Here is a 24770-nt window from a genome sequence, read left to right as displayed (position 1 = left end):
TTCGACCAGGATGAGACGTATGACGATCAGTGACGGATCCCACCGTGCCGAACCTTCCACAACGGCCGACGAACGCGAGATGCTCGACGGCTGGCTCGACTACCACCGCTCCACCCTGGCCTGGAAGTGCGAGGGACTGTCCGACGCGCAGCTGCGCACCACTCCGCTGCTGCCGTCCGCACTGAGCCTGCTGGGGCTGGTGCGGCACATGGCCGAGGTGGAGCGGTACTGGTTCCGCGAGATCATGCTGGACGAGGACCTGCCCGAGCTGTACAGCACCCGCGAGGACCCGGACGGGGACTTCCACTTCACCGACGGGGACACCTGGGCCGCCGCCGAGCAGGTGTGGCGGACCGAGATCGAGCTGGCCCGGCAGGCCGCGGCCGGCCAGTCGCTGGACCTCGCGTCGAAGCCCGAGAGCCACCGCCGTGGCGAGGTGTTCAGCCTGCGCTGGGTCTACACCCACATGATCGAGGAGTACGCGCGCCACAACGGGCACGCGGACCTGCTGCGGGAGCACATCGACGGCGCCACGGGCGAGTAGCCGTCACCCGTGCGGGGTGAATATCGGCTCCGGGTTTTCGCAACGGGGTCTTCGCACAGCAGAGTTGTGTGAGTGCATCCAACCCGAACCACGACAAAGCTGCTGCTCGGCGTCGCCTGTGCGGTCTCGGCCGTCTCCGGCTGCGTGAGTGTGACCCCGGCCGCCATGCAGCCGGCGCCCGCCCCCGGCACCCCGGGCGCGCCGCCCCGGCACGAGCCCCGCGGCGGGCCGGGTACCACGCCGGTGGTCGTCCGGGCACCCGCCCTGGAGGCGCTGGAGGCCGTGGAGGCGCTGCCGGGGCGGCCCGCCGGTCCGGCGCCCTCCACGTCCGGCCGGGCCGCCGTCCCGCGGGCCGCGGGCGGGGCCGCGGAGGCGGCCGGGACCGGGCGGCCCGGGGGCCGCGGAGGCCCGGCGGCCGCCGCGGCGGTCCCGGACATCCCGGAGCCCCGGCGGCCCGGCGGGCAGCGGGACCACGCCGACGGGCGTCCCGGTGAACAGCGTCCCGGGCGGCCCCGGGCCGAGGGCGGCGAGGTGCCGCGGGAGCTGGTGCGGGAGCTGCCGGTACGGCCGGCCGACGTGTGCGCGCTGGGCCGCCGGCACGGGCGCTGGCATCCGGACAGCCCGGAGGCCCGTATCTGCGCGGGCGTGCAGGGCGGCTGACGGCCCGGCGCCTTGGGCCCGGTCCCGGTCTCCGGCTCCGGTCCCCGGGCCCGGCTCCCGCTACTGGTTCTGTTCCGGGAACGGCCGGGGCTCCTCCCCCGGTTCCGCCGCGAGCCGGCGCTCCAGGCGCGCGATGGCGGCCCGGACGCCGTTCCCGTACCCGTCGTCGGCCAGGGCCCCGGTGGCGGCGCGGGCCCGCGCCAGGTGGATCCTGGCCGCCTCGGGGCGCCGTAGCTTCACGTAGTCGGCGGCCAGGCTCAGGTGCAGCGACGGGTAGAAGACCCGTACGGCCGAGGGCGGGCCGGGACCGTCGGAGTCGGCGTGCGCGGCGGCCAGGGCCCGCAGGTCCCAGGCCAGCTCCTCGGCGGGGTCGTCCTGCGCGTCGGCGAGGTAGTGCGCGAGCGTGCAGCGGTGCAGGGAGTCGCCCTCCGTGCCGATCTCGGACCAGATCTCGCCGAGCCGGTTGCGGGCCTCCTCGCGGTCGCCGGCGTGCAGCAGGATGGCCGCCTGGCCGATCCTGGTCATGACGGCGTCCTCGGACGCCTCCTGCTGCTCCGTCAACGCGGCCTCCGGCTTGTTCCCGTCAGACCTGCTCCGGTCTGATCATCAAGACGCTAGCCGGAGGCACCTGCAATGCCGCCTAGGCGCGGTCGGGCGTCAGCCCAGGTCCGGGATCCGCCAGTCGATCGGCGCATGCCCCTGGGCGGCGACGGCCTCGTTGATCTGGGTGAAGGGGCGGGAGCCGAAGAACTTCTTCGCCGACAGCGGGGAGGGGTGCGCGCCCTTGACGACCGCGTGCCGCTCCTCGTCGATCAGCGGGAGCTTCTTCTGCGCGTACGCCCCCCAGAGGACGAAGACGGCCGGGTCGGGGCGCGCGGCCACCGCGCGGATCACCGCGTCGGTGAACTTCTCCCAGCCCTTGCCCTTGTGCGAGTTGGGCTCGGCCTCGCGGACGGTGAGCACCGCGTTGAGCAGTAGGACGCCCTGCTCGGCCCACGGCATCAGGTAGCCGTTGTCCGGGATGGGGGTGCCCAGCTCGGCGTGCATCTCCTTGTAGATGTTGCGCAGCGAGGGCGGGGTCTTCACACCGGGCTGCACGGAGAAGCACAGCCCGTGGCCCTGGCCCGCGCCGTGGTACGGGTCCTGGCCGAGGACCAGCACCTTCACCTGGTCGAACGCGGTGGCCTCCAGGGCGGCGAAGACCTGCTCGCGGGGCGGGTAGACCGGCCCGTTCGCCCGCTCCTTCTCGACGAACTCGGTGAGCTCTTTGAAGTAGGGCTGGTCCAGCTCTCCGCCGAGGACGGGGAGCCAGGACTCGGGCAGCATCTGGGTCACGGCGACAACCTCCGGTACACGTTGTTCGAGACTCACGTCTGCGCGTCCGCGTGTCTGCACGCATCGGCGCTCGCGCAACTGCTTCGCGCGACTGGTCCAGAACTTACCGGTGGCCACTGACAACGCGACGCCCGCCCGCCCCGCCCGGGTGGGCGGTGCGGACGGGCGGGGCGGCGTACGGGCCTGCTACCAGCTGGTCTTGCGGTAGAGCTCCCACAGCTGCATGACGGTCTGCGGGTCGAGCGCGCGCTCCGCGCCGGCGATGTCGTCGCGGGCGGCGACGTACAGCTTGCCCTGCCACAGGGGCAGCAGCCGGACGTCGTCGGCGAAGATCTGCTGGGCCTTCTCGAACTCGTGGAGGCCGGCCGACCGGTCGCTCTCGCGGCGGGACTTGGGCAGGATCACGTTCAGGATCTCGGTGGACTCGTACGGGGTGCCGACCGCGTTCTCCTTGCCGACGAACGGCGCGATGAAGTTGTCCGGGTCCGGGAAGTCGGGGAACCAGCCGCGGCCGAAGACCGGGTACTCGCCCTTCTTGTAGCCCTCCTGGAAGGCCTTCCAGGGCTGCCCGCGCAGGGTGATCTTGAAGAGCCCGCTCTCGTCGAGCTGGCGCTTGAGCTCGGTGAACTCGTCCGCGGTGGAGGCGCCGTAGCGGTCGGTGGTGTACCAGAAGGTCAGGTTCACCGGCGTGGGGATCCCGGCGTCCTTGAGGGCCTTCTTGGCCTTGGCCACGTCCGGCTGGCCGTAGGAGTCGTAGAACGGCGTCTTGTGGCCGACGACGCCCTTGGGGACCATCGAGTAGAGCGGCTCGGCGGTGCCCTGGTAGACCTTCGAGACGAGCGCCCCGCGGTCGACGATCTGCGCGATCGCCCGGCGCACCTCGGCCTTGGCGACCTGCGGGTCCGTGGGGTTGAAGATCAGGTAGCGGATCTCCGAGCCGACGTTCTCGACGACCTGGACGCCCGCGTCGTGCGAGGCGGGGGCCTGGAGGTCCTTGACCTCGTCGGCGGAGAGGCCGCGGTAGGTCGCGTCGATCTCCTTGCCCTTGAGGGCAGCGATCATCTTCTTGGAGTCCGCGAAGTAGCGGATGGTGACCCCGCCGTTGCGGCGGTTGGCGAAGCCGTTGTAGCTCTCGTTGCGGTTCAGGACCGCCTCGCCGGCCTCTTTGTACGACTCGAGGGTGTACGGGCCGGAGCCGGTGACCTTGTCGCCCTCGCGCAGCTTGTCGGCCGGGTACTGCTTCGGCGAGACGAGCGAGGCGGCCGGGGAGCCGAGCACGAAGGGGAAGGTGGCGTCCGGGGTGTTCAGGTGGAAGACCACCGTCTGCGAATCCGGGGTCTCGATCTTGTCGAGGCTGCCGAAGAGGGCCTTGGGGCCGGACTGGGCGTTGATGGTCCTGATCCGGTCCAGGGAGTGCTTGACGGCCTTGGCGTCGAGCGGCTCGCCGTCGGAGAACTTCAGACCCTTGCGGATGGTGCAGCGGTACGACTCGTTCCCGGCGTCGGTGAACTCGCAGTTCTGCGCGGCGTCCGGCTGGGGCTTGGTGGCACCCGTGGGGAACGCCAGCAGGGTCTGGTAGACGTTCCGGTAGAGCTCCCAGGAACCGTCCCAGGCCGCGGCGGGATCGAGGGTCGTGGGTGCGCTCGTCGTTCCGACGACAATCCGCTGTTCTCCATTGCCGCCGTCGTCCGAAAACAGGCCGCATCCGGAGAGCAGGGATATGGACGCAAGGGCCGCAGTGATCTGCAGGCATCTGGTCCGGTTGAACACGTGCACGCTCCTCGATCAGCCAGGGGTGCGGCAGACCCTACCGCAGAGCATCACGAAACCAATGGGTAGGTTTCGTGCGGCACTTGACCGATTACGTGCCCATTCGGTACGCATTTGCCTCCTCCTCGGAGGCAAATGCGTCCGATTATCGGTCAATGCACCCCGGCATTGAGGAACATTCCCCCGTCAACGACGAGAGTTTGTCCCGTGATCCATTCCGCTTGTGCAGATGTGAGGAACGCGGCGGCCCCTCCGATGTCCTCCGGAACCCCGAGGCGGCCCAGCGGGTACGCCGCCGCGGCCTCCTGCTCCCGGCCCTCGTAGAGCGCCTGCGCGAACCTCGTCTTGACCACCGCGGGCGCGATCGCGTTGACCCGGACCCCCGGCGCCATCTCGTGGGCGAGCTGGAGCGTCAGGTTGACCATGGCCGCCTTGCTCATCCCGTACGCCCCGATGAAGGGCGAGGCGGAGACGCCGGCGATCGAGGCGATGTTGACGATCGCCCCGCCGTTCTCCTTCTGCCAGGCGTGCCAGGTCCGCTGGGCGAAGCCGAGCGCCGAGATCACGTTGGTCTCGAAGACCTTGCGGGCGACCCCGAGGTCCAGGTCCGCGATCGGCCCGAAGACCGGATTGGTCCCCGCGTTGTTGATCAGGAAGTCGACGCGGCCGAAGGCCTCCATCGTGCGTTCCACGGCGACGGCCTGGTGGGCCTCGTCGTGCGCCTTGCCCGCGACCGCGATCACCCGGTCCGCACCGAGCCGCTCGACGGCCTCCTTGAGGGCCTCCTCGTTCCGGCCGGTGATGCAGAGCCGGTCGCCGCGTGCCACCAGGGCCTCGGCGATGCCGTAGCCGATGCCCCGGCTCGCCCCGGTGATCAGTGCGACCCTGCCGCTGTCCGTTGCGTCGTACGTCATGGTGTGCGCCTGCCTCTCGTCAGCTGAGCGGGCCGCCGGCCACGTACATGACCTGGCCGGAAACGAAGCCGGCGGACTCGCCGGTGAAGAAGGCGATGGCGTTCGCCACGTCGTCCGGGCGCCCGACGCGCTGCACCGGGATCTGGGTGGCGGCCGCGGCCTGGAAGTCCTCGAAGTCCATGCCGACCCGGGCGGCCGTGTGGGCGGTCATCTCGGTGACGATGAAACCGGGGGCCACCGCGTTCGCGGTGATGCCGAACTTGCCGAGCTCGATGGCCAGGGTCTTGGTGAAGCCCTGCAGACCGGCCTTCGCCGCCGAGTAGTTGGCCTGGCCGCGGTTGCCGAGCGCCGAGCTGCTGGACAGGCTCACGATCCGGCCGAACTTGGCCGCCACCATGTGCTTCTGACAAGCCTTCGACATCAGGAACGCACCGCGCAGGTGCACGTTCATGACGGTGTCCCAGTCGGTGTCGCTCATCTTGAAGAGCAGGTTGTCCCGCAGCACACCCGCATTGTTGACGAGGATGGTCGGGGCGCCGAGCAGGCTCGCCACCCGCTCGACGGCGGCCTCCACCTGCGCGCTGTCGGAGACGTCGCAGCCGATCGCGACGGCCGTGCCGCCGGCCGCCGTGATCGTCTCCACGGTGTCCTTGCAGGCCGCCTCGTCCAGGTCGAGTACGGCGACCGCCCGGCCTTCGGCGGCCAGGCGTACGGCAGTGGCGGCGCCGATGCCCCGGGCCGCCCCGGTCACGATCGCGACGCGCTGCTCGGTGGTGGACATGCTGGATCTCCTCGCCTCGGGAAAGCGGCCCCTCAGAGGTGAGCAACCGCTTAGTAGCTTCAGCTGAGGAGACGCTAGGAGCCCTGGCACTCCGTGTCAACGGGGAGCGGATCCAGCCCCGCCGGCGTTGAGGCGCGGGGGTGCGGGGGCTGAGCCCCCGCGACGGGGCCGCACCCGGAGGACCGGCAGGGACCGCGCCGCCGGACTACCGGACCAGCAGGTCCAGCAGCCGCTCCACCTCCACGGCGGGGTCGGCCGTCAGGCCGATGTGCACCGGGCCGGGCTGCACGACGGTGCTCCGCGGTGCGATCAGCCAGCGGAACCGCCGCCCCGCGTCGTCGCCGGCCGCCTGCCCGGCGAACTCGCCGCCCGTGCACACTCCCTCGACCCCGCGCAGCGCGGCTCGCACCCCGGCCACGTCGGCCTCCGGATCCAGGACGAGCAGCTTCGCCTCGTCCAGATGGGTGCGCGCGGCGACGTACGAGCGCGCCCGGCAGTAGACGATCACACCGGCGTTGAAACACTCGCCGCGCTCCATCCGGGGCACCACACGCACCAGCGCGTACTCGAACACGTCCCGCTTGATCACTCGCTGTCGCTCTTCATCTTCCGGGGACGGGGGTCGAGGCGGTCGGCGAGCCAGCCGGGCGGACCCGACCGGACCTTCGCCTCGGCCTCCATCGTGATCCTCTCGTGGATCGTGGCCGCGCGCGGCAGCAGGGCCTCCACATAGGCGCGGCGCAGCGCGTCGGTGGAGTCGAAGCCCGGCTCGTCGACCAGCCACTCGTCGGGCACGTCGGCCGCGACCTCGGTGAGCAGCTCCTCGGTGACCAGCGGCGCGAGCGCGGCCGCCGCCGCGGCGATGTCCGGGCCGACCGGGGCCAGTACGTGGTCGGATGCGTTGTAGGGCTTGGCCGCGGCGCTCCCGGCGGTGGGCCAGTTGTGGTGCCAGATCATGGTGGCGCCGTGGTCGATGAGCCAGAGGTCCCCGTGCCAGACCAGCATGTTCGGGTTGCGCCAGGACCGGTCGACGTTGTTGATCAGGGCGTCGAACCAGACCACGCGTCCCGCCTCCACGGGGTCCACCTGGTAGGCGAGCGGGTCGAAGCCGATCGAGCCGGGGAGGTAGTCCATCCCGAGGTTCAGCCCGCCGCTGGCCTTGAGCAGCTCCTGGACCTCCTGGTCGGGCTCACCGAGCCCGATGACCGGGTCGAGCTGCATCTGCACCAGCCTGGGGACGCGCAGCCCCAGCCGCTGGGCCAGGCGGCCGCAGATGACCTCGGCGACCAGGGTCTTGCGCCCCTGGCCGGCTCCGGTGAACTTCATGACGTACGTGCCGAGATCGTCGGCTTCCACGATTCCCGGGAGCGAGCCGCCCTCCCGCAGAGGCGTGACGTAACGGGTCGCGATCACTTCTGTGAGCATTTCCCCAGGCTATCCGGCGGCCGGACTCCACGATCCCGGGTTTTCCGGCCCGTGGCCGGCGGGGTCGGGGGAGGCTGGTCCGGGCGCCCTTACCGGCCCGGAGGGGCCGCGGCCCGGGCGTACCAGTAGCGGGCCTCGTTCTCGTCGCCCTCGGCCGCCGCGACGTCCCCCAGGAGCGACAGCACCCGTGCCGGGAGTGCGTTCGGGTGCTGGTTCGGCTGCGGGGCGGAGGGTTCGGGGCGGGGTGGGGGCGGTAGGGGTTGCGGTGCGGATTCGGGTGGGGTTCCCGCTGCGAGGATGGCGCCCGCCCGTTCCAGGAGGCCCGCGCTCACCAGCAGTTCGCAGTACATGCGCCGGGCTTCGGACTCCGAGTCCGGGTCGCCGCAGGCGATGGCCTCCTCGAACCACGGGTACGCCTGCGCCGGCCGCTCGCCGACCGCCAGGACCTGCGCGAGCAGCAGCAGCGCCTGCGGCCGGTGGCGGGCGTCGTCGGAGCGGGCCAGGGGGAGCAGGGCCCGTTCCGCGTCGGCGTACAGGCCGAGGCGGAAGAGGGTGCTGCCGAGGTAGCGCCGGGCCAGGGGTTCGACCGCCGGGTCCCCGGTGGCCAGGGCGTCGGTGAGCAGCCTGCGGGCCCCCTCCAGGAGCCTGCGCGCTTCCGCCGAGCCGTCGTGGGCCATGGAACGCCGTACGACCCCGAGCAGGGCTCCGGCGCGCGGCGCCGTCCGCGGGTCGCCGATGTCCAGCGCGGCTTCGAGGAGGTCGCCGGCGGCGCCGAGGTCCCCCACGTCCAGCAGGTACTCGCCGGTGCCGAGGTAGGCCAGGGCGATCGCCCCGGCGTCGTCCGAGTTCTCCACGCCCATCAGGAGTTCGTCGGCCGCCTCGCGGTCGCCCCGGCGCAGCAGCAGGACGCACAGGGAGGCCCTGGCGGCCTCGGTGACGTCCGAGGGCTCGTCCCGTACGACCGAGCGCAGGAGCTCGGCGGCGCCTTCGTCGTCGCCGTCCTCGGACAGGCACTTGGCCAGCTGGAAACGGGCCATGGGCGCGGCGGGGTGCACGCCCGCGTCACCCGCGGCCCGCAGGTGCGCGATCCCCTCGGGACGCCGGCCGCTGCGGATGATCACCATGCCGAGCAGGGCCCGCCCCCAGGTCGCCGCCGTCAGGTCGGCGGAGTCGGCCAGTTCCCGCAGCAGGTCCTCGGCGCGTCCGAGGTCCTCGTGGTCGGCGAGCAGGACGGCCAGGTCGTAGCGGGCGATCAGCGCCCAGTGCGGGTGCCCGGAGTCGATCGCGGTGCGGTACGCGTCCTCGGCCTCCCGCGGGAGCCCCTCCTGTACGAGCAGGTCCCCGAGCAGGTCCGCGGCGCGCGGGCCCTGGTGGGGGTGTCCGGAGTCGATCACCTCCACGAGCAGTTCGCGTGCCCGCGCCGCCCCGCCTTCCCGGCCGGACAGCACCATGGCGAGGGCGATGCGGGCGGGCGGCGACCAGTGCCAGTGCCCGGCGTCGACGGCGATGCGGTACGCGTCCTCGGCCTCCCGCGGGAGCTCCTCCCGTACGAGCAGGTCCCCGAGGAGCCCGGCGGCGCGGGGACCCTGGTGGGGATGCCCGCAGCCGATCACCTCCACGAGCAGTTCGCGCGCCCGCGCCACCCCGCCCTCCTGGCGGGCCAGCAGTACGGCCAGGGCGATGCGGGCCGGCGGCGACCAGTCCGGGTGTCCGGCGGAGGCCGCGAGTTCCAGCCACTCCTCGGCTACGGCCGGATCGCCCAGTTCCGTGTGCCATTCGCCGAGTGCGCAGGCCGCCCGGAGCCCCTGGCTGGGGTGTCCGGAGGCGGCTGCCTCGCCCAGGACGGCCAGGCCCTGCTCGGCCTCGCCCTGTCCCAGCAGCACGATGGCCAGGGTGACCTGTGCCGTGGGGAAGACCAGCGGGTGTCCGGAGTCGATCGCCGCCGTGAGCAGTTCCCGGGCCTCGTCGTACCTCTCCTGCTCGCTCAGCAGTGCGCCCAGGTCCGCCTGGGCCCAGGGCACGACGTGGGTCATGCCGCTGTCGATCACCGAGCGCAGCAGGCTCTCCGCGCGGTCCAGCTTCCCCTGGTGGACGAAGAGTCCACCGAGGTTCGCGCGGGCCAGGGAGGTGATCTGGGCGGCGACGTCCTCGCCGACCATCCGCGGCAGGGCCCACGGCCGCTCCGCGGGTTCCGCCGAGCCCAGGCCCCTGGGGGTGCCCAGGCCGGTGGCGGGCTTGCCGAGCTCGGTGCCGGGCGCGCGGCCGGTCCGTACGCCGGCCACGTCGCCCTCGGTCAGCGATCTGACCAGCTGGGCGGTGGCCAGGGGCTCGGCTTCCATGTCCCCGGAGGCGATGACGGCTTCGAGCAGCTGCTCGGCCTGTTCGGTGTCGCCCTGCATGACCAGGACGCGTGCGAGGCCCACCTGCGCCAGCTGGGAGACCTGCGGGTCCGCGGAGCCGAGGGCGCTCTCCAGCAGTCCCCTGGCGCGCGTGCGCTCACCGGTCATCACCAGCGCGCCGGCCAGTTCGACCTGGGCGAGCGGGGCCACGTTCTCCGCACCGGAGGAGGCCGCCGCGTCCAGCAGTGTCACGGCCTCGTCGAAGTCTCCGTGCACCAGCCTTATCTGACCGAGCACCAAGAAGGCCCAGGCCGAGCCGTCCCGGTCCTCCTCCAGCGATCCGGCGATCCGCCGCAGCAGCAGCTCGGCGACGTCGGGCTCCTCGCGCACCAGCGCCGTGTACGCGATCGGCAGCAGCTCGGCGGCGGTCCGGCGGTCGGCGAGGTAGTCCCAGGCGAACCGGGGCACGAGGGCGGACGGATCGTCGGTGCGGGTGTCCAGGTACTCCGAGGTGTAGGGGAATCCGGTGTACGCGGGCAGGCCCTGCGGCCCCGGCACCTGGTAGACGAGGGCGACGGCTCCGACCACCGGCTCCCGGGCCCAGGCCAGGCCGGTCCGGTACAGCGCCTCGTCGGGGACGAACTGGGGGTGGTGCGCGGGCATGTAGGCGCGGAAGAGGTCCAGGAGGACGGGCTCGGGGACCGGCCCTGTCATGCCCATCCGGTGCCAGTCGGTCACCGCTTTGACCACCGCCCAGCCTTCGGGACAGCTGTCCGCCCCGTCGTCGTAGCGCTGTTCCACTCCGGGGGCGGCGACCATCTGCTCGCCGATGCCCCGCCCGGCGAAGTCCTCGCGGGGATAGAGCTCCCCCGCGACGGCGGCGTCCTCCGGGCCGAGGACCGGCGGCAGTTCGACGGTGTGCGCCTTGCCGAGGACCGTACGGGCGACGCGGCCGAGGTCGTTCTCCATGCCGGTCAGGGCGGCCCGCTGTTTGGCCGGGATGGTGGCGACGACCGTGACGCCGGGCTGCCTGCGGGCCAGCCGTTCGAGGATCTGCAGGTCCAGGCCGCCGGGGCGGAGGTAGCGGTGCAGGTCGTCGAGCCAGACCACGGCCCGGCCGTGGCCGGAGGGCAGGTTGAGCCGGCTCAGGTCGTCGAGGATCCGGCGGTCCGTGCCGTCGAGCCGCGGCACGATCAGCCGGGCGTCGGGCATCGTGCGCATCAGCGCCTCGTACAGGGTGCGGGACTTGCCGGCCTTGGACCTCCCGGCCAGCAGGACGAAGCGCGAGCCGGCCAGGGCGGCGTCGAGCTGGCCGTCCTGCGGCTGGCGCGATACGTAGGGCGAGTGCCCGGGGTGGTCGCTGTACTTGGAGCGGGAGACCCCGATGTCGTGCGGGTCCACCTGGTCGACGCGCGGGATCTCCCCGTCCTCGGTCAGGGGGAGCCACAGGAGGCTCTCCAGGCGCTCCGTCATCTCCCGTGTCGTGACGTCGCGTACGTACGGTGCGAGCGCGGGCCAGTAGCGGACCAGGGTCTCGACCTTGATCGCGTACGCCGTGCGCCGGTCGATCTTGGCGACGGAATCGCGGGCGACCAGCATGCCGACGACGCCCTCGCCGTTCACATCCCAGACGGGTGAGCCGGAGAAGCCCTGTTCGAGCGACCAGCCGCTGTGCGGGCTCGCCTCGACCTGGAGCCATTCGCTGCCGGCCGGGCCGATGATCTCGCCGCGCACCGGAACCCCACGGCGCGGGTGCTCCCGGGGGTAGCCGTACGCGCGGAACTGGTGGTCCCACGTGCCGGAGTCGGTGGTCCGCAGCGGGGCGGGCACCGCCTCGGGCGGCGCCGGCGAGCCGAGTTCGAGCACCGCGACGTCCCCGGACTCGGCGCCGACGGGCGGGTGCCAGCCGCCGGGTACGACCGTAGCGGGCAGCGGGTCGTGCGCCTGCGCGTACTGGAACTCGACGAACACCGGGTCCTCGGGCACGCCCGGCGCCGCGCCCGACCGTACGACGTGGGCGCAGGTCAGCACGTGCCGCGGGGTGACCAGCAGGCCGGCGCCGACGGGGTCCTCGTCCCGGGAGCGGCGGATGCTGACCAGCCAGGGCGGGCGCTCCCGCGCTGCGGACAAGGGGGTCAGCCCGTGGTGTCGGCGGCGGACCGGCTCCAGTGGATCCTGACGTTGAAGTGCCCCTCGACCGCGGTCTTGGCGATCACCACGCCGGACTCCGCATTGAGCTTCATCCCGAACTCGACCTCGTACTCGTCCGGGCCCAGGGCCCTGACCGAGTCGATCACCGACCGGATCGCGGGCCGGACCTCGGCCAGCGCGTCCTCCAGCCGGCGGCCCGCCTGCACCACGCCGCCGGCGTCGCGGGAGATCCGCTCCAGCCCCGGGGCGTCCTCCTCGGCCTCGATCAGCAGCGAGGTCCCGTCAGGACCCTCGAAACGCACCAGCTCGGCCACGGATCCCCCCGGATTCATCGCTTCGGCCGCCTTGGGGAGCGACCGGGTCTGCAGGCAGAGTAGTGGCGCAACCACCGGATGCGGGCGGCTTCCCGACGATACGGTGACCGCTGTGGACGATGCCAAGCGAGAGATTGCCGCCACGCTGGGGGCCACCGACCTGACCGACGCGGAAGCCGCCCTGCGCGTACTGGGCAGCGCCTTCCGCTGGGCCGCGGACGCGGTGCGCCGGGTGGGCGGCGCCGGGGACGGCGCCGGGGCCCTGGGGGCCCTGTACGACCTGGACGACGCGCTGGAGGCGGGCCGTGAACTGGTCCGCGCCCTGCCGTCGCTGCTGGCCGCCGCGATGCCCGGGGAGAGCGTGGGCGGCGGTACGGACGAGCTGGCGCGCCGGCTCGCCGAGGCGTCCGACCGCGTCACGGCCGAGCGGGCGGAGCTGGAGAAGCTCGCGGCGACCGAGGCGGCCCTGCGCGTCCGGCTGGAGCAGCACGAGGAACTGCGCAGGCAGGTGGACGAGTTGCGCCGGCTGGAGCGGCTGGTCGACGCGCTGGACGCGCTGCGGGATCAGCAGCGGGCCATCGCGGAACGGCTCGCCGCGCTGCGCGGCAAGGACGCCGGGGTCGACGACACGCTGCGGACCAGCGCGGACGCCCTGATCCGGCTCACGGACGAGCGGCTCGCCGCCCTGGGACCGCAGACCCGGCAGGTGCTCGAACGGGCCGCGGCCGTGCAGGGCGAGCTGGCCGCCGAGGAGCGCACGTACGACGAGGGCGCCGCCGAACTCTCCTCCCGGAGGCAGCGGCTGGAGTGGATCCAGGCCGAACGGGGCGGCCAGGTCGCCTCGTTGATGCTGTACGCCCAGGCGGACCGCGACCTCGCGCGGGCGCTGACCGCCGGGACCGGCACGGGCGCCCCCGAGGCCGCGGCGGCCGAGCAGACGTCCCTGGAGCAGGTCGAGGCCACCACCGCGGACATCGAGCGGCGCTTGCGCGCGGCGGACCAGGTGCTGGGCCGCATCCTGGAGGCGCGCGACTCCCGGGACGCCGAGGGGCGGACCCTCATCCGGCGTACGGGCGACTGACCGGCACCTCCGGGACGTCGACCGGCAGGAACTCCGGCGGGGCGGCGGAGCCGGCGCCGTCCGGCCAGCCTCCCTGGGCGAGCCGGGCGGCCATCCTGCCTTCCATGATCCCCAGCAGCCCGCGCACCGTACGGGCGTTGCCGAACCCCGCCGGATTCTCCGCGCGCTTCGACTCCAGCCAGCGCACGGCCCGGTCGGCCACGCCCGCCCCCAGGGCGTACCCCTGCTCGACGGCCATCCGGCGCAGGATCTCCGCCAGGTCGGCGCCGGAGTACGGCGGAAACGCCACCGGGTCCTCGAACCGTGACGCCATCCCGGAGTTGGAGTCCAGGAACTCCCCCATCTCCCGCGGATAGCCCGCGGCGATCACGACCAGACGGCCCCGCCAGTGCTCCATCTCCCGGATCAGCGTGTCGATGGCCTCCTGGCCGAAGCTCGCGCCCATCGTGTCGCGGGCCAGGCTGTAGGCCTCGTCGATGAACAGGACCCCGTCCAGGGCGTCTTGTACGGCCTGCTGCACCTTCGGCGCGGTCTGCCCCACGAAGGAGGCCACCAGCTCGGCGCGGGTGACCTCCACCACGTGTCCCTTGCGCAGCAGGCCGAGGTCCCGGAACATCCGCCCGACCAGCCGGGCCACGGTGGTCTTGCCCGTCCCCGGCGGCCCGGTGAACACCAGGTGCGGCGCGGCGAATCCGCCCTTCCCGCCGGCCTGGCGCAGCCGGAGCCGGTTGGCCAGGGTCGTGAGGTGCTCCCGGACCGGGCCGAGCCCGACGTAGCGGTCGAGTTCCGCCAGCAGGGCGTCCGGGTCGGGGGACGGCCGGTCCAGATGGCTCCGGTGCGCCTCGGGGATGTCCTCGGGCGCGGCCGGCAGGCCGACTTGGCCGCGGACCCGGGCGGCCCACAGGCGGTAGATGCCGTCGGCCAGGGTCCGCATGTCCCGTGCGTTGCCGAAGTTCTCGCCCCTGGTCCGGTGCATCTCGGCGACGATCACCGTCAACTGCTTCTCGGTGGCGGCCTCCAGGGGCACGCCCCGCTCGGCGAGCCGCCGCAGCAGGATCGTGAGGAGGGTCTCGGGCGGGTAGTCGGGGAAGTCCAGAACGGTCACCCGGCTGTTCAGGCCGACGTCGGAGGCCAGCAGCTGCCGGATCTTCTCCGGATATCCGGCGAACAGCAGGACCAGCCGGTGGCGGTCGTTCTCCATCCGGCTGACCAGCGTCTGGATCGCCTCGTCCCCGAACCCCCCGCGCTGGTCGCCGAGCGCGTGCGCCTCGTCGATGAAGAGCACCCCGTCCAGCGCCCGGTCCACCGCCGCGTCCGTCCGCCCGGAGGTCTGGCCGATGTATCCCGCGACGAGGTCCGACACCTTCGCCTCGAACACGTGCCCCCGGCGCAGCAGGCCCAGGTCCCGGTAGATCTCCCCGGCCAGCCGGGCCACGGTGGTCTTGCCGGTGCCCGGGTTGCCGGTGAACGCCAGGTGGAGGGAGGGAGGTTCGAACGTCCCGGTGTGGCCGGCCCGCACCAGCGCCCTGGCCGTCTCCACCTCGGCCGACAGGTGCTCGAAGTGCTCTTTGATCCCGTCCAGCCCCGGCATCGCGCGCAGCCGCTCCAAGGCCGTACGGGGATCGGTGTCGGCCCCTTCGGCCCAGCCCCGTACCGCCTCACCGCTCAAGGTGCCCGCCTCCTTCGCCAGTTCTTCCAGCCGGCCCCGCCAGGTCCGGGTCTTGACGGGCTGGCCCGACATCGCCCGTACGATCGGGGCCAGTTCCCGCCAGTCCGCGATCTTCAGCCCTGCCCGGAGCCGCGTCGCGTGGACCAGCCGTTCCACCTCGGCCGCCTGCGGATAGCCGATCTCGGCGGTGCCCGGGCGCCCCGGGGTCTCCTGCTGCTGGCGTACGTAGGTCCCCAGCAGCGGGTAGTCGCGCAGTTCCTCGACGTACTGGGCCACGCGCTCCAGGGTCGGCCTGCGGAAGACCAGCACCCACAGGTTGCGGCCGTCGCCGTGCTGGGCCCATTCGGCCATGGCCTGGGCCAGCACCCGCCCCGCGTTGTTGTGGCGCAGGACCTCTTCCGCGTACGGGAACACCACGGCGGTACGGATCTCGCGCCGGTGCAGGTACCCGGTGAGCGTCATCACCCCGAACGGATCGGAGACGCCCGCCGTCGACGGCGCGGGCGCGCTCCCGATCGGGGCGGCTCCCGCGGCGCCGTCCGGGCCCGCGGCCGACCCGGACGTCCCGCCAGGCCCGGACGTCCCGGGCGACCCGGACGTCCCGGCGGCGCCCCCGCCGAAGCCCGGTACCAGCATGTCGCCGAGCGGGCCCCTGAGCTGGGTGTGCCGCATCGTGCGCGGTGCCCGGCGCGGCGGTGCGCCGCCGCTGCGGCACAGGTCCCGGGAGGCACGGTCCCTGAAGTAGACGGGCTGCGTCAGGGAGCTGAAGACGATGCGCTCGTACCCCTGCGCCCGCAGGGCCCGCCACAGGGTCTCCTCCAGGGAGCACACCTGGTGGGCCCCGTCGACGAAGACGTCGTCCGCGCCGGGGCCGTAGAGAACCGCGAACGGTTCACCGCCGTGCAGCACCGCGGTGGGGAACCGCTCCACCGCCGGCCCGGCCCCCGGTGCGGGACCGGGGCCGGACGGCGGACCGGGCTTCGTCAGGTCCGTCACGCGCTACCCCGCCTCGATTCCCCGGACCCCGGCCGTGACTCCCCGGTTTCGGGCCGCGCGATCCGCGTGCGCAGGCCCTCGTCGGGAACGCCCTGCTCGCTCACCGGCTTCGACACCTGGTGCCCCTGTTCCTCCAGCCCCTCCCCGATGGCCCTGGCCCGCTCCGTGAGGACGGCCTCGGAGGTGACGTCGTAGTCGTAGGAGTGCACCCGGATCACGCATTCCCCCGAGTCCCGATCGGCCTCCGAGATGTCCAGGACGATCTCGTTTCCGTTGTCGTGGCGGAGTTTCGCGTAGTACGCGCCCCGCTGATCGGCGTCCTGGTACTCGCCGCCGACGACGTCGTAGAAGGCGTGCTCCCCGAGCGTCTGCGCCACGGCGTCGGCGAGGTTGACCCGGATCTGCGAGGCCAGCTGGCGCATGCCGGCCCGTTCCACGACGTCCTCCAGCTCGCCTTCGAACCGGGGGGCCTGCTCCCGCAGCCCGCGCAGTTCGTCGGCGTCGGACCGGTCGTCGCGTGCGCGGGACAGCGCCTGCGCCGTGGTCTCGCCCAGCGCGTCGAGCTCCCCGTTCGCCCAGTAGGCGACGTCGAGCTTGTACCCCTCCAGGGCGGCGCCGTCCGGCCCGAGGACGGGGCGCTCCTGGTTGCCCTCGATCAGCTTCTCGATGCGCACCAGGGACTCGACGGCGGCGGTCTGGGCCGAGCAGCGCTCCAGCTCCCGCTGCGCGATGTCCACCCTGAGTTCGCTCAGCTTGTGGTACGCCTCCTGCGCCACGGCGAGCCCGGCGTCGAACCTGTCGTCCGCAGCGTTCTGCTCGGCGGTGGACAGCCTGCTCGTCAGCCGTTCCAGGACCCCCGGAGCGTAGCGCTCGTGCGGCAGCGTCTCCGCGATCAGCCCGGCCATGGCCCGGCTGTCGGAGATCCAGGCCCGCACGGTCCGCTCGGCCTTCACCCGGTCCCGTTCCAGGACGCCGACCTTCTCGGACAGCCGGGCCATCTCGGCCCGCCGCTCGGCCCGTTCCGCGGAGATCTCCCGCCGCAGGGTCTGCTGCTGTTCGGCCAGCCTCTGCCGGGTCTCCTCCCGGATCCGGCCCGCCGTGTCGTCCAGGGCCCCGCGCAGTTCGCGGGCCTGTTCCTGGAGCCTGCGCGAGGTGTCGGCCTCCAACTGCCGGGTCTGTGTGCTGAGTCCCTGGATCAGCTGGTCCTGCCGGCGCCCGCGCTCCTCGACCGCGGCGAAGGTGCGGTCGATGTCCGCGCGGGTCTGCGCGCGCACGTCGTCGAGCAGCCGCGGCAGGTTGCGCTGCACCTCCCTGAGCTTCTGCGCCTTGCGCTGGATGCGGTACCACTCGGACTCGTCTACCTGAATGCGCTTCCTACCGCTCATGCGGCGGCTCCCTTCGGGTGGTCGTGCCGGTGCGGACGGAGTCGACCGCCGTGTCGAAGGCGGCCAGCAGACCCGGCGGCGGTACGCCGATGAGCAGGGCCTCCGGGCCGTTGACGGCGATCTCGGCGGTCCGGGGCCGGTGTTCGAAGTCGTAGCCGCAGTCCGTGAGCCGCCGGGTGAGGTGGTGGATCCGCTGGTTGGCGCTGCCGCGCAGGCCGCGGCCGTCGTCGAGCGCCGCCACGTAGCGGCCGTCGATCAATACGTCCACGGCGGCGAGCAGTTCGGCGACCGCCGGGGACGGCGGCCTCGTCCGCAGCTGCTCCAGGCGGTAGCCGGTGAAGCAGATCACGGAGACGTCGCGCTCCCGGCGGGCCAACCGCGCCACCTCGGCGAGCCCGGCCGCCTGGTGCATCGGCTCGCCCCCGGAGAAGGTCAGACCGCCCACCCGGGGATCGCCCAGCAGCTCCGCGGCCAGTTCCCCGGCATCGGCCTGCCGGGCCGGCCGGTCCGCGATCCAGTCGGGCGACATGCAGCCCGCGCAGTCGAAGGGGCAGCCCTGCACCCACACCACGGACCGTACGCCGGGCCCCAGTGCCTCGGTGCCGACTCGGGTCGCCGCGACGTTGAGCGCCGCGGTGGCGGCGCTCACCGCGGCCGGCCGGCGTCCGGCGCACGGCCTGCGCGCTGGGCGGGCAGGTAGGTGAACGACACCCCGTTGACGACGACGTTCCCGCCGGGCCGACAGGTCGCGTAGCTCTCCCGGCCGGTGGATCCGTCGGGCGTGTAGCGGATCAGCAGGTCGACCCGCGAGCCGGTGTCGGCCCGCCGGCGCCGGCCCCGGGCCCGGCCCCGGCCGCCGACCGACTGCGGGCGGAACGCCACCCCGCGGCCGGACAGCGCGATGCGGTCGGTGAACCCCTCGCCGAACGGGGTGGTCAGCAGCAGCTCGCCCCGCAGCGCCGGCCGGCGGACGTGCCGCCACCGCAGGCAGCCGACGAGCAGGACCAGCGCGGCGGCGCCCAGCAGCGCCGGCAGGAAGACGGCCGAGCCCACACCGGCGCGCAGCGGCACCGCCGCCCCGGTGACGCGCACCTCCTGGGGGGTGTTCAGCCGCACGTCCGGGGCGAACGCCTGCTCCCACGGAGTGGCCACCTTGCCGGACAGCTTCAGCTCGGCGTCGGCGTCCATGACCCGGCGATGGGGCAGCGAGCCCCCCGACAGCTTTCCACGCAGCTGGACTTCGAGAGTCCGGGCCTCACCGGGCGCCAGCGTCAGCTGGGGCGGCAGCCCGCTGAGGGTGACCGACGGGTCCGCGATCGAGGCGCTCAAGTCGGTGACGGCCAGCGGCGTACGGCGGGTGGTCGAGCGCAGGGTGAGGCGCCCGGTGGCGGAGCCGTCGGTGAGGTCGCTCCGCCCGGGGGCCGCCCACTCCGCGGTCATCCCCTTGCCGACGTCCTCGGCGAGCAGCCGCTGGGCCTTGCGGACCTGGGTGCGCTCCCCGGCGCGGGCCAGGTACGCACCGAGGTCCTGGATGCTGTCGGGCCGCAGTGGCGTCGTGTTCGGTACGACGTCGGCGAGCCGGTCGGCGCCCGTCGCACCGTTGCCCAGCGGAAGGGCGTACCCGGCCAGTTCGGTCCGCTCCGCGATCGCCTGTGCCCGCCCACGCAGAGCGGTCCAGGCCTCCCCCGTGGGCTGGGGGTAGCGGGAGCCGGAGGCGGGATGGTGCTCCCCGTCCGTGAGCAGCACCACGGACGCGACCTCGGAGGCGTGATCGCGTCCGAGTTCGGTCAGCGCGGCGTCGAGCGCGGCGCCGATGTCCGTGTCGCCGTCGGGGGTGGGGGCGCCCGGCAGCTTGGACACGATCGCGGCGGTGTCACCGGCCGAGCCGATGTAGCGCGGGACCGGCCGGGAGTCGAAGGTGAAGAGCGCGACGTGGTCCTTGGCCGACATGCCGTTCAGGAAGTTGCCCAGGGTGGAGCGGACCGTGTCGTACCGGCCGTCCTGCTTCATCGACCCCGAGGTGTCCACGAGGATGACGTAGTCGGCGGGCTGGTCGTTCACTCCGAGGGCCTGGTAGATCTCGGCGCGGGAGGGGGCCGGGTCGGCGGGCGCCGCCTTCGCGGCCACCGGGGAGGCGGCCAGGAGCGCGGCGGCCGCCAGGGCGGCCCATCCTCGCGCGGCCCGCACGGATCGAGGCGCCCGTGCCGGGGCGTGGTGCTTCACGGACGTACTCCCTTGAGTTCGGTCGGCAGGGTGCCGAGCGGGAATTCACCGGGCGCGGCGGAGCCCAGCGGGTGCAGCACGAGATGGGCCGTTCCGTCGACGGCGATGCGTACCCCTATGTGGAAGCGGTCGTCCGGTCCGCCGTCGGGGAGGGTCACGGTGCTCACGGCCGCCGTGCGGTCGCCTTCCGCGTCGCGCACCCGCACCCGCACGGGTCGTGCGGGACCTGCCGGTGTCGGCCCGGCCGCCACCCGCACCCGGTGGCCGCCGGCTTCCGCGAAGACGGTGGACCCCCCGGGTTCCAGGGCGCCGGCCCGGCTGATCACCAGCTCCTCCTGCCGTGGCAGACCGGCGACGACGCGGTGGGTGGCCACGCAGACGGCGTACGGGTAGCGGTCGCCCGGGTCGACCCGTCCGGCGGCCACCAGTGCGGCGCCGAAGACGGCCGCGAGGGCGGGGTCGGTGCCGCCGGGCAGCGCGACGAGGGGCCCCCGGCCGGCGGCGAGGTGTTCGGCGAGGGGGGCGAACCGGGCCGCGCCCCCCACCGCGACGGCCTGCACGGGCGGTGCGCCGCCCGGGGCGGGGTCCGCGCCGAGGGCCCGGTCCAGGGCGTGGTCCAGGGCGTGGTCGAGATCGGTCGTGAGCCGTTCGAGGGCGATGCGCACCACACCGGCGGATATCTCCCGCCCGTCCACCTGGTGGACCGCGGCCTCGTCGTACCGTCCGCCGCGGTCCAGCGCGCGGCGCAGTGCGACCTTGAGCCGTGCGGCGGCGCCCGGCTGGGCCCGGAGCCCGGCGAGCGTCCGCAGCCCCGCGGCGTCGTCCGGCAGCCCGGCGGCCGCCAGCAACGCCCGGTCGAGCCCGGCGCCGTAGCCCCCGGCGGGCGCCTGGCGGGCCGTACCGGCCACGCCCACCGAACCGCCGGCCGGCACGCACACCGACACCTCCACGGCACTCGCGCCGAGCTCGCACACCGCGTACCGCGCCGTCGGCGCCGCCCCCGCGTGCCGCAACAGCGCCAGCACCGCGTGCGGCGTGCCCAGCACCCGGATCCGCGGGGCGGGGCCCGTGCCGTGCACGGACTCCAGGGTGTCCGCCACCCGGCGGGCCTGCCCGGCCCGGTCCTGCTCGCGTACGACCAGCACCACCCGGTCGGGGGTGCCGTTCCCCGCGCAGTACGCCCCGTACGCGTCCCGCAGGGCCGCACCGTGTTCCGCGTCCGCCGGTACGGGCAGGCCGTCGCCGGGGACCGAGCCGGGCATCCCGGCGAGTACCGGGACGCCGTCGGCGCCGAGGCGGGCGATGCGCGTGAAGCGGGCGCCCGCGTCGATGGCGATGGCGTGAGCGGGGCCGTGGGCGTGGGCGTGGGCGATGGCGTGGGCGTTCGACGTCATGGCCTCCACCCGGGCATCCAGCGCTGGAGCCTTCCCTTCTTGTTGTCCGTGGGTGCCGGTCGCGGACCGTAGTCGTACCGCTCCCACGGCTGGGAGGGAACCGGAGCAGGAGACGACGGGGGCGACGGGGACGACGGGGGCGGCGGCGCAGTGCCCCCGGATGCGGTGCCCAGCACCAGCCCCATCTGATGGTGGCGCTCCGCCTCCGCGTGGTGGAAGTGATGCAGCTCCTGGCACAGTTGCCCGGCCCGCTCGCTGCGCCCGAGCACCTTGTACAGGGAGACGGCCAGTCCGGACACCCGGCCGTTCAGCTCGCGCGCGAACCTGTCGGTGGTGACGGGGCCCCAGGTGCACAGGTATCCGATCAACTCGTCCAAGTACTGCGCGGAAATGGACTCGTCCATGTGCGCCCCGGCCGTGATCCCGGCCAGTTCGCCGAGCGGCTCACCGGCGCGGACGGCGCCGCGCAGTTCCCAGACCCGGGGCAGCCAGCCCAGCTCCCGGCGGCGGCCGAGGGTCCTCACCTGATGCTCGGAGAGCACGTCGATCCAGTCGCCCGACCCCGGGCCGCGCGACAGCCGCTCTTCCACGGCGTTGAGGACGGACTCCTCGGCACTGGGCAGCCGCCCGATCAGACACCGGACGACGGCCCACGAGGCGGCGTCGGGCGTTTCGCCCAGCAGGGCCCCGATCGCCGGACCCTTCAGATCGGCATCCGTGTCGATCCGCCGGTACAGGGCGGCCGCATAGGCCTCCGCGCCGCCGGGGCCGGCGAACCGGCCGAGCCGGGGCATCGACGGCGGGCCCGACTGCCCCTGCGCCGCGGCCCGGGCCAGTACGCCCAGGAGATCGGCGTCCGCGGCCGCCCCGGGCGTCAGCCGGGGCCCGCCCGGCGCGACCGCCTCGTCCAGCACGTCGAGCAACCGGTGCGGGCTGCTCGACGCGAGCACGCGCAGGCGGGACCACATGAGGCTGACGACGACCGGGAGGCCGTTGGCCGCGGCGCCGGCCAGGGCCACCGACCAGGCGTCGTCGCCGGCGTCCGCGAACTCGGCGGCGTCCGACGGCCCCACCTGCTCCTCGGGGAGCGCGCCGGCGAGCAGCCCGGCGAACCGCAGCCATCCGGGCAGCTCCTCGACGCGGGCGGTGCGCAGCGCCAGCCCCACGAGCCGTGTGAGCGGCGGCAGCGGCTTGCGGCTGTGGTCCATGACGAGCTTGCGCAGCCATGCGCGTCCCACCTCGGGCGAGCCGATCACCACCTGGTCGACGGCGTCCACGAGGTACCCGAACGTGTTCGTCGCGAAGTGGATGAGCGCGGCCACCCACCCGGGCTCCTGGTTCGGCGCACCGGCCATGATCGTGAACAGCTCCTCGAACGAGCCGGGACGGTCCGCCTCCAGGCCGTCCAGCACCCTCAGGTAGTGCGTGGCCCGGGTGAACGTCTCCTTCGTCGCCGGTGAGCCGAGGACGTCATCGGCCAGCAGCCGCGGCGTCCGGTGGCTCCAGCACCGCAGCAGCGCCTCGTGCGCCTCGTGCGCTTCGCGCGCCTCGCAGCCTGCGAGGAAGGGCACGATCAGCGCCATCCGGTGGTCCCCCAGGGAGCTCGCCGGGTGCAGTTGCAGCACCCGCAGCACGTCGCGGAGATCGCCGTGTCCCCGTGCGATGTCCGCGACCACGGAGTCCACGAGGTCTGCCTCGCGCAGCGCCCGCAGCGCCGCTTGCGGCTCCTGGGCCGCGAGGGGCTCGGTGGCGCGCAGGAGGTGCGCGACCAGCTCTTCCGTGGATCCCCGCTTGGCCCGGATCCTCAGCAGCTCGTACAGGTAGTCGCGGGCCGCGGAGCCGCGGGGCTCCGGTGGGCGGGCCCCGCCCAGCCACGTCTCGAACTGCTCCGTGCGCGCGGTCGGCGCGAAGACCAGCAGCAGCTTGTGTTCGGACTGGCCGGTCCAGGTCGCGGCGCTGAGCCAGGCGCGGCAACCGTACGGCAGGAGCGAGCAGACGGCGTCGAGGATCAGGACCCGTTCGTCGACGCCCGGCAGTCGCGCCCCGGGCGGCGGTACGAGCGCGACCTGCCGCCCCTCCAGCAGCAGGGCCGCGATCCCGGCCGCCCAGTCGAAACCCAACCGGTCCACCGTGTCGGCCAGTTCGGCGGCACGGGTGCGCGGCACCTCGATGCTCACGGCGGCCCCGGCCGTGTCGGGCTGCTCGCGGGGGGCGGCCCGGTCCAGTGCGCTCCAGGTCAGCCCGTCGGCGCCCGCGGAGTTCCAGCCGAGCACGCACAGCCGCCAGGTGTAGCTGGCGACTCCGGTGCCGTCGAAGCTGCCGTCCCAGGTGGTCTCGACGTGCACGCAGGCGCAGCTCGCCTCCCCCGGTACGCCGCCGAGGAACACCCGCCAGGGCAGCCCGTCCGCGGGCGCGAGGTCGTCGGGGGTTCCGGTGGCCGCTCCCCAGTAGTACCGCTGGGCCCGGTCGGGCGGCAGGCTGCCGGCCAGCACCTCGTATCCCATGGTCCGGCCCGGGTGCTTGCCCACGACCGCCCAGTCCGCGGACAACCGGACGGTACCGGGGAGCTCGTTCACTGACCGCCCCGCTTGAATCCGAAGCGGGGCTGCTTGGCGTGGATCCTGCGTTCCAGGTCGATCAGGGGTTCGAGGACGTTGATGGGCTCGGGGGAGGTGCAGATCCGGGGGCGCCCCTCGACCATCTCCACGTTGGCGTAGTTGTGGTAGTCGAAGACGTGTTGCGGATTGAGCCGGAACCCGATGGCCGAGGTCGCGTAGTAGGAGATGCGCTCGGGGTGGAAGAAGGTGGCCAGCCCGTCGCGCACCAGCCGGGCGTTGGAGCCCCGGAACTCCTCGCACATCCACTGGAAGAAGCGGGCGCTCTGGTGCTCGGGCACGCGCGGGAGTCTGGATCCCACCGAGTCCTGGGTGACCCAGCCGGCCTTCACGGCGGGCTCGAAGATGGCGGGGTGGTCGAACTTGGCCACGCAGACGGAGACATGGTGCGGAAGCCGGTTCCCGTGGTGGCCTCCCCGGTCCCGGACCCGGGAGTTCAGCTCGTTGAGCGTCGCGTAGAAGAAGCTGAAGCTCTCCGTCGCCTCCTCGGCGTCGCCCAGCGGGTCGAAGAGGTAGATCAGGCCCTGGGCACGGGAGAGCTGGTCCGTGATCTCCTCGTGCAGCGGGTTGTTGCCCTGGAACACCTCGCCCGCCGCGTCGTTGATGTCCAGGACGAAGCTGGTCGAACGGGGGCGGCCCCACTTGCGGCCCGAGGACGGATCCTCGCCCTGGACGGACCAGCTCATGCCGCGCAGACCCACGCTCGCCTGCGGGAAGACGCGCCTGGTCGACAGCCGCGTCACGCTGTCGTTGAGGAAGCCGTTGGCCTCTCTCGTCATACCGCTGATCCGCCAGCTGCCCTGCCCCTGCCGCTGGGACTGCATCGCGGCGATCGGCAGGGCGCCGAGGAAGCTCGTCTTGCCGGAGCGCGGCGCGCCCCATAGCCCTATGCGGACGCGGTCCGTGGCTTCCGCCCCCGCCGGCGGCACGGGGATCACGCCCGGCGGCCGGTTCCCGTCCATGACGGGAGCCTGCGGAACCGTGTACTCGTACGCGAGGGCGTTGTCGGCCGGCCTGGCCGCGGGGATGGGCGCGGGACCGGACCGGTACCGGTCCGTGGGATGCGGCGGGCCGTCGGGCTTGGGCCGCTCACCGGCGGTGGGCGCGGGGGTGCCTGCGGCCGGTGTGCCGTCGGAGACCCTCTCGTTCGGGTCGTAGTACTCCTCGGACATGG

The 24770-nt window shown here is 73.5% G+C and carries 19 protein-coding genes; 3 read left to right on the top strand and 16 right to left on the bottom strand.

Annotated elements, in window-relative coordinates:
* Nucleotides 1-19: 19 nt before the first annotated feature.
* Entirely contained in the window at nt 20-544 is a 525-nt protein-coding gene (locus AC3IX6_RS32380) for a DinB family protein (RefSeq protein WP_489366841.1), read from the top strand.
* 72 nt (nt 545-616) lie between these two features.
* Nucleotides 617-1204, top strand: a complete 588-nt coding sequence (locus AC3IX6_RS32375) for a hypothetical protein (protein ID WP_489366840.1) — start codon at nt 617-619, stop codon at nt 1202-1204.
* A gap of 60 nt (nt 1205-1264) precedes the next feature.
* On the opposite strand, the gene AC3IX6_RS32370 is transcribed toward AC3IX6_RS32375, so the two are convergent.
* The 9 genes from AC3IX6_RS32370 to AC3IX6_RS32330 all read right to left on the bottom strand — a co-directional run bounded on the left by AC3IX6_RS32370 (nt 1265) and on the right by AC3IX6_RS32330 (nt 12233).
* Entirely contained in the window at nt 1265-1765 is a 501-nt protein-coding gene (locus AC3IX6_RS32370; protein ID WP_489366839.1) for a hypothetical protein, read from the bottom strand.
* A 96-nt stretch (nt 1766-1861) separates the two neighbouring features.
* Nucleotides 1862-2530: a uracil-DNA glycosylase gene (locus AC3IX6_RS32365; protein ID WP_243339745.1), complete on the bottom strand. Its 669-nt coding sequence runs from the start codon at nt 2528-2530 to the stop codon at nt 1862-1864.
* A gap of 195 nt (nt 2531-2725) precedes the next feature.
* Nucleotides 2726-4309, bottom strand: coding sequence for an ABC transporter substrate-binding protein (locus AC3IX6_RS32360; RefSeq protein WP_489366838.1), 1584 nt, complete (start codon nt 4307-4309; stop codon nt 2726-2728).
* A gap of 152 nt (nt 4310-4461) precedes the next feature.
* Nucleotides 4462-5223, bottom strand: coding sequence for an SDR family oxidoreductase (locus AC3IX6_RS32355; RefSeq protein WP_489366837.1), 762 nt, complete (start codon nt 5221-5223; stop codon nt 4462-4464).
* A 19-nt stretch (nt 5224-5242) separates the two neighbouring features.
* Nucleotides 5243-6004 (bottom strand): 3-oxoacyl-ACP reductase FabG, encoded by a 762-nt coding sequence (fabG, locus tag AC3IX6_RS32350; RefSeq protein ID WP_489366836.1) that lies wholly within the window; start codon nt 6002-6004, stop codon nt 5243-5245.
* A 205-nt stretch (nt 6005-6209) separates the two neighbouring features.
* Complete coding sequence (locus AC3IX6_RS32345) at nt 6210-6593, bottom strand: DUF3037 domain-containing protein (RefSeq protein ID WP_489366835.1); 384 nt, start codon at nt 6591-6593, stop codon at nt 6210-6212.
* Nucleotides 6590-7429 (bottom strand): HipA family kinase, encoded by an 840-nt coding sequence (locus AC3IX6_RS32340; RefSeq protein ID WP_327307865.1) that lies wholly within the window; start codon nt 7427-7429, stop codon nt 6590-6592. The genes AC3IX6_RS32345 and AC3IX6_RS32340 overlap by 4 nt, the downstream gene beginning before the upstream one ends.
* An 89-nt stretch (nt 7430-7518) precedes the next feature.
* A complete protein-coding gene (locus tag AC3IX6_RS32335; protein WP_489366834.1) occupies nt 7519-11898 on the bottom strand; it encodes a tetratricopeptide repeat protein in 4380 nt (1459 codons plus the stop codon).
* A 5-nt stretch (nt 11899-11903) separates the two neighbouring features.
* A complete protein-coding gene (locus AC3IX6_RS32330; RefSeq protein ID WP_489366833.1) occupies nt 11904-12233 on the bottom strand; it encodes a CU044_2847 family protein in 330 nt (109 codons plus the stop codon).
* Between the two features lie 112 nt (nt 12234-12345).
* On the opposite strand from AC3IX6_RS32330, the gene AC3IX6_RS32325 reads away from it, so the two are divergent.
* Entirely contained in the window at nt 12346-13314 is a 969-nt protein-coding gene (locus AC3IX6_RS32325; RefSeq protein WP_489366832.1) for a hypothetical protein, read from the top strand.
* On the opposite strand, the gene AC3IX6_RS32320 is transcribed toward AC3IX6_RS32325, so the two are convergent.
* From AC3IX6_RS32320 to AC3IX6_RS32290, 7 genes are read right to left on the bottom strand one after another with little or no spacing between them, the layout of a single operon-like run.
* Nucleotides 13292-15979: an AAA family ATPase gene (locus AC3IX6_RS32320; RefSeq protein ID WP_489366831.1), complete on the bottom strand. Its 2688-nt coding sequence runs from the start codon at nt 15977-15979 to the stop codon at nt 13292-13294. The genes AC3IX6_RS32325 and AC3IX6_RS32320 overlap by 23 nt on opposite strands.
* Entirely contained in the window at nt 15976-17364 is a 1389-nt protein-coding gene (locus AC3IX6_RS32315; protein WP_489366830.1) for a hypothetical protein, read from the bottom strand. Before AC3IX6_RS32315 ends, AC3IX6_RS32320 begins: the two co-directional genes overlap by 4 nt.
* Nucleotides 17354-18013 carry a 4Fe-4S single cluster domain-containing protein gene (locus tag AC3IX6_RS32310; protein ID WP_489366829.1) on the bottom strand — a complete coding sequence of 220 codons (660 nt, stop codon included), beginning with the start codon at nt 18011-18013 and terminating at the stop codon, nt 17354-17356. The genes AC3IX6_RS32315 and AC3IX6_RS32310 overlap by 11 nt, the downstream gene beginning before the upstream one ends.
* Nucleotides 18010-19587 (bottom strand): vWA domain-containing protein, encoded by a 1578-nt coding sequence (locus AC3IX6_RS32305; protein ID WP_489366828.1) that lies wholly within the window; start codon nt 19585-19587, stop codon nt 18010-18012. Before AC3IX6_RS32305 ends, AC3IX6_RS32310 begins: the two co-directional genes overlap by 4 nt.
* On the bottom strand, nt 19584-20981 hold the full coding sequence (locus tag AC3IX6_RS32300) for a serine/threonine-protein kinase (RefSeq protein WP_489366827.1): 1398 nt from the start codon (nt 20979-20981) through the stop codon (nt 19584-19586). The genes AC3IX6_RS32305 and AC3IX6_RS32300 overlap by 4 nt, the downstream gene beginning before the upstream one ends.
* On the bottom strand, nt 20978-23557 hold the full coding sequence (locus AC3IX6_RS32295; protein WP_489366826.1) for a hypothetical protein: 2580 nt from the start codon (nt 23555-23557) through the stop codon (nt 20978-20980). The genes AC3IX6_RS32300 and AC3IX6_RS32295 overlap by 4 nt, the downstream gene beginning before the upstream one ends.
* Nucleotides 23554-24768, bottom strand: a complete 1215-nt coding sequence (locus AC3IX6_RS32290) for a hypothetical protein (protein ID WP_489366825.1) — start codon at nt 24766-24768, stop codon at nt 23554-23556. Before AC3IX6_RS32290 ends, AC3IX6_RS32295 begins: the two co-directional genes overlap by 4 nt.
* Between the last annotated feature and the right edge of the window lie 2 nt (nt 24769-24770).

This window comes from Streptomyces sp. GL_141, from assembly GCF_057834385.1.
This window is presented reverse-complemented; position numbering and strand designations above follow the sequence as displayed.

Bases quoted from the DNA above. Each gene is read 5' to 3' on its own strand.
- AC3IX6_RS32315 (WP_489366830.1), bottom strand. From the start codon at position 17,364: ATGAGCGGTAGGAAGCGCATTCAGGTAGACGAGTCCGAGTGGTACCGC.
- AC3IX6_RS32365 (WP_243339745.1), bottom strand. From the start codon at position 2,530: ATGCTGCCCGAGTCCTGGCTCCCCGTCCTCGGCGGAGAGCTGGACCAG.
- fabG (WP_489366836.1), bottom strand. From the start codon at position 6,004: ATGTCCACCACCGAGCAGCGCGTCGCGATCGTGACCGGGGCGGCCCGG.
- AC3IX6_RS32300 (WP_489366827.1), bottom strand. From the start codon at position 20,981: ATGACGTCGAACGCCCACGCCATCGCCCACGCCCACGCCCACGGCCCC.
- AC3IX6_RS32380 (WP_489366841.1), top strand. From the start codon at position 20: ATGACGATCAGTGACGGATCCCACCGTGCCGAACCTTCCACAACGGCC.
- AC3IX6_RS32355 (WP_489366837.1), bottom strand. From the start codon at position 5,223: ATGACGTACGACGCAACGGACAGCGGCAGGGTCGCACTGATCACCGGG.
- AC3IX6_RS32290 (WP_489366825.1), bottom strand. From the start codon at position 24,768: ATGTCCGAGGAGTACTACGACCCGAACGAGAGGGTCTCCGACGGCACA.
- AC3IX6_RS32340 (WP_327307865.1), bottom strand. From the start codon at position 7,429: ATGCTCACAGAAGTGATCGCGACCCGTTACGTCACGCCTCTGCGGGAG.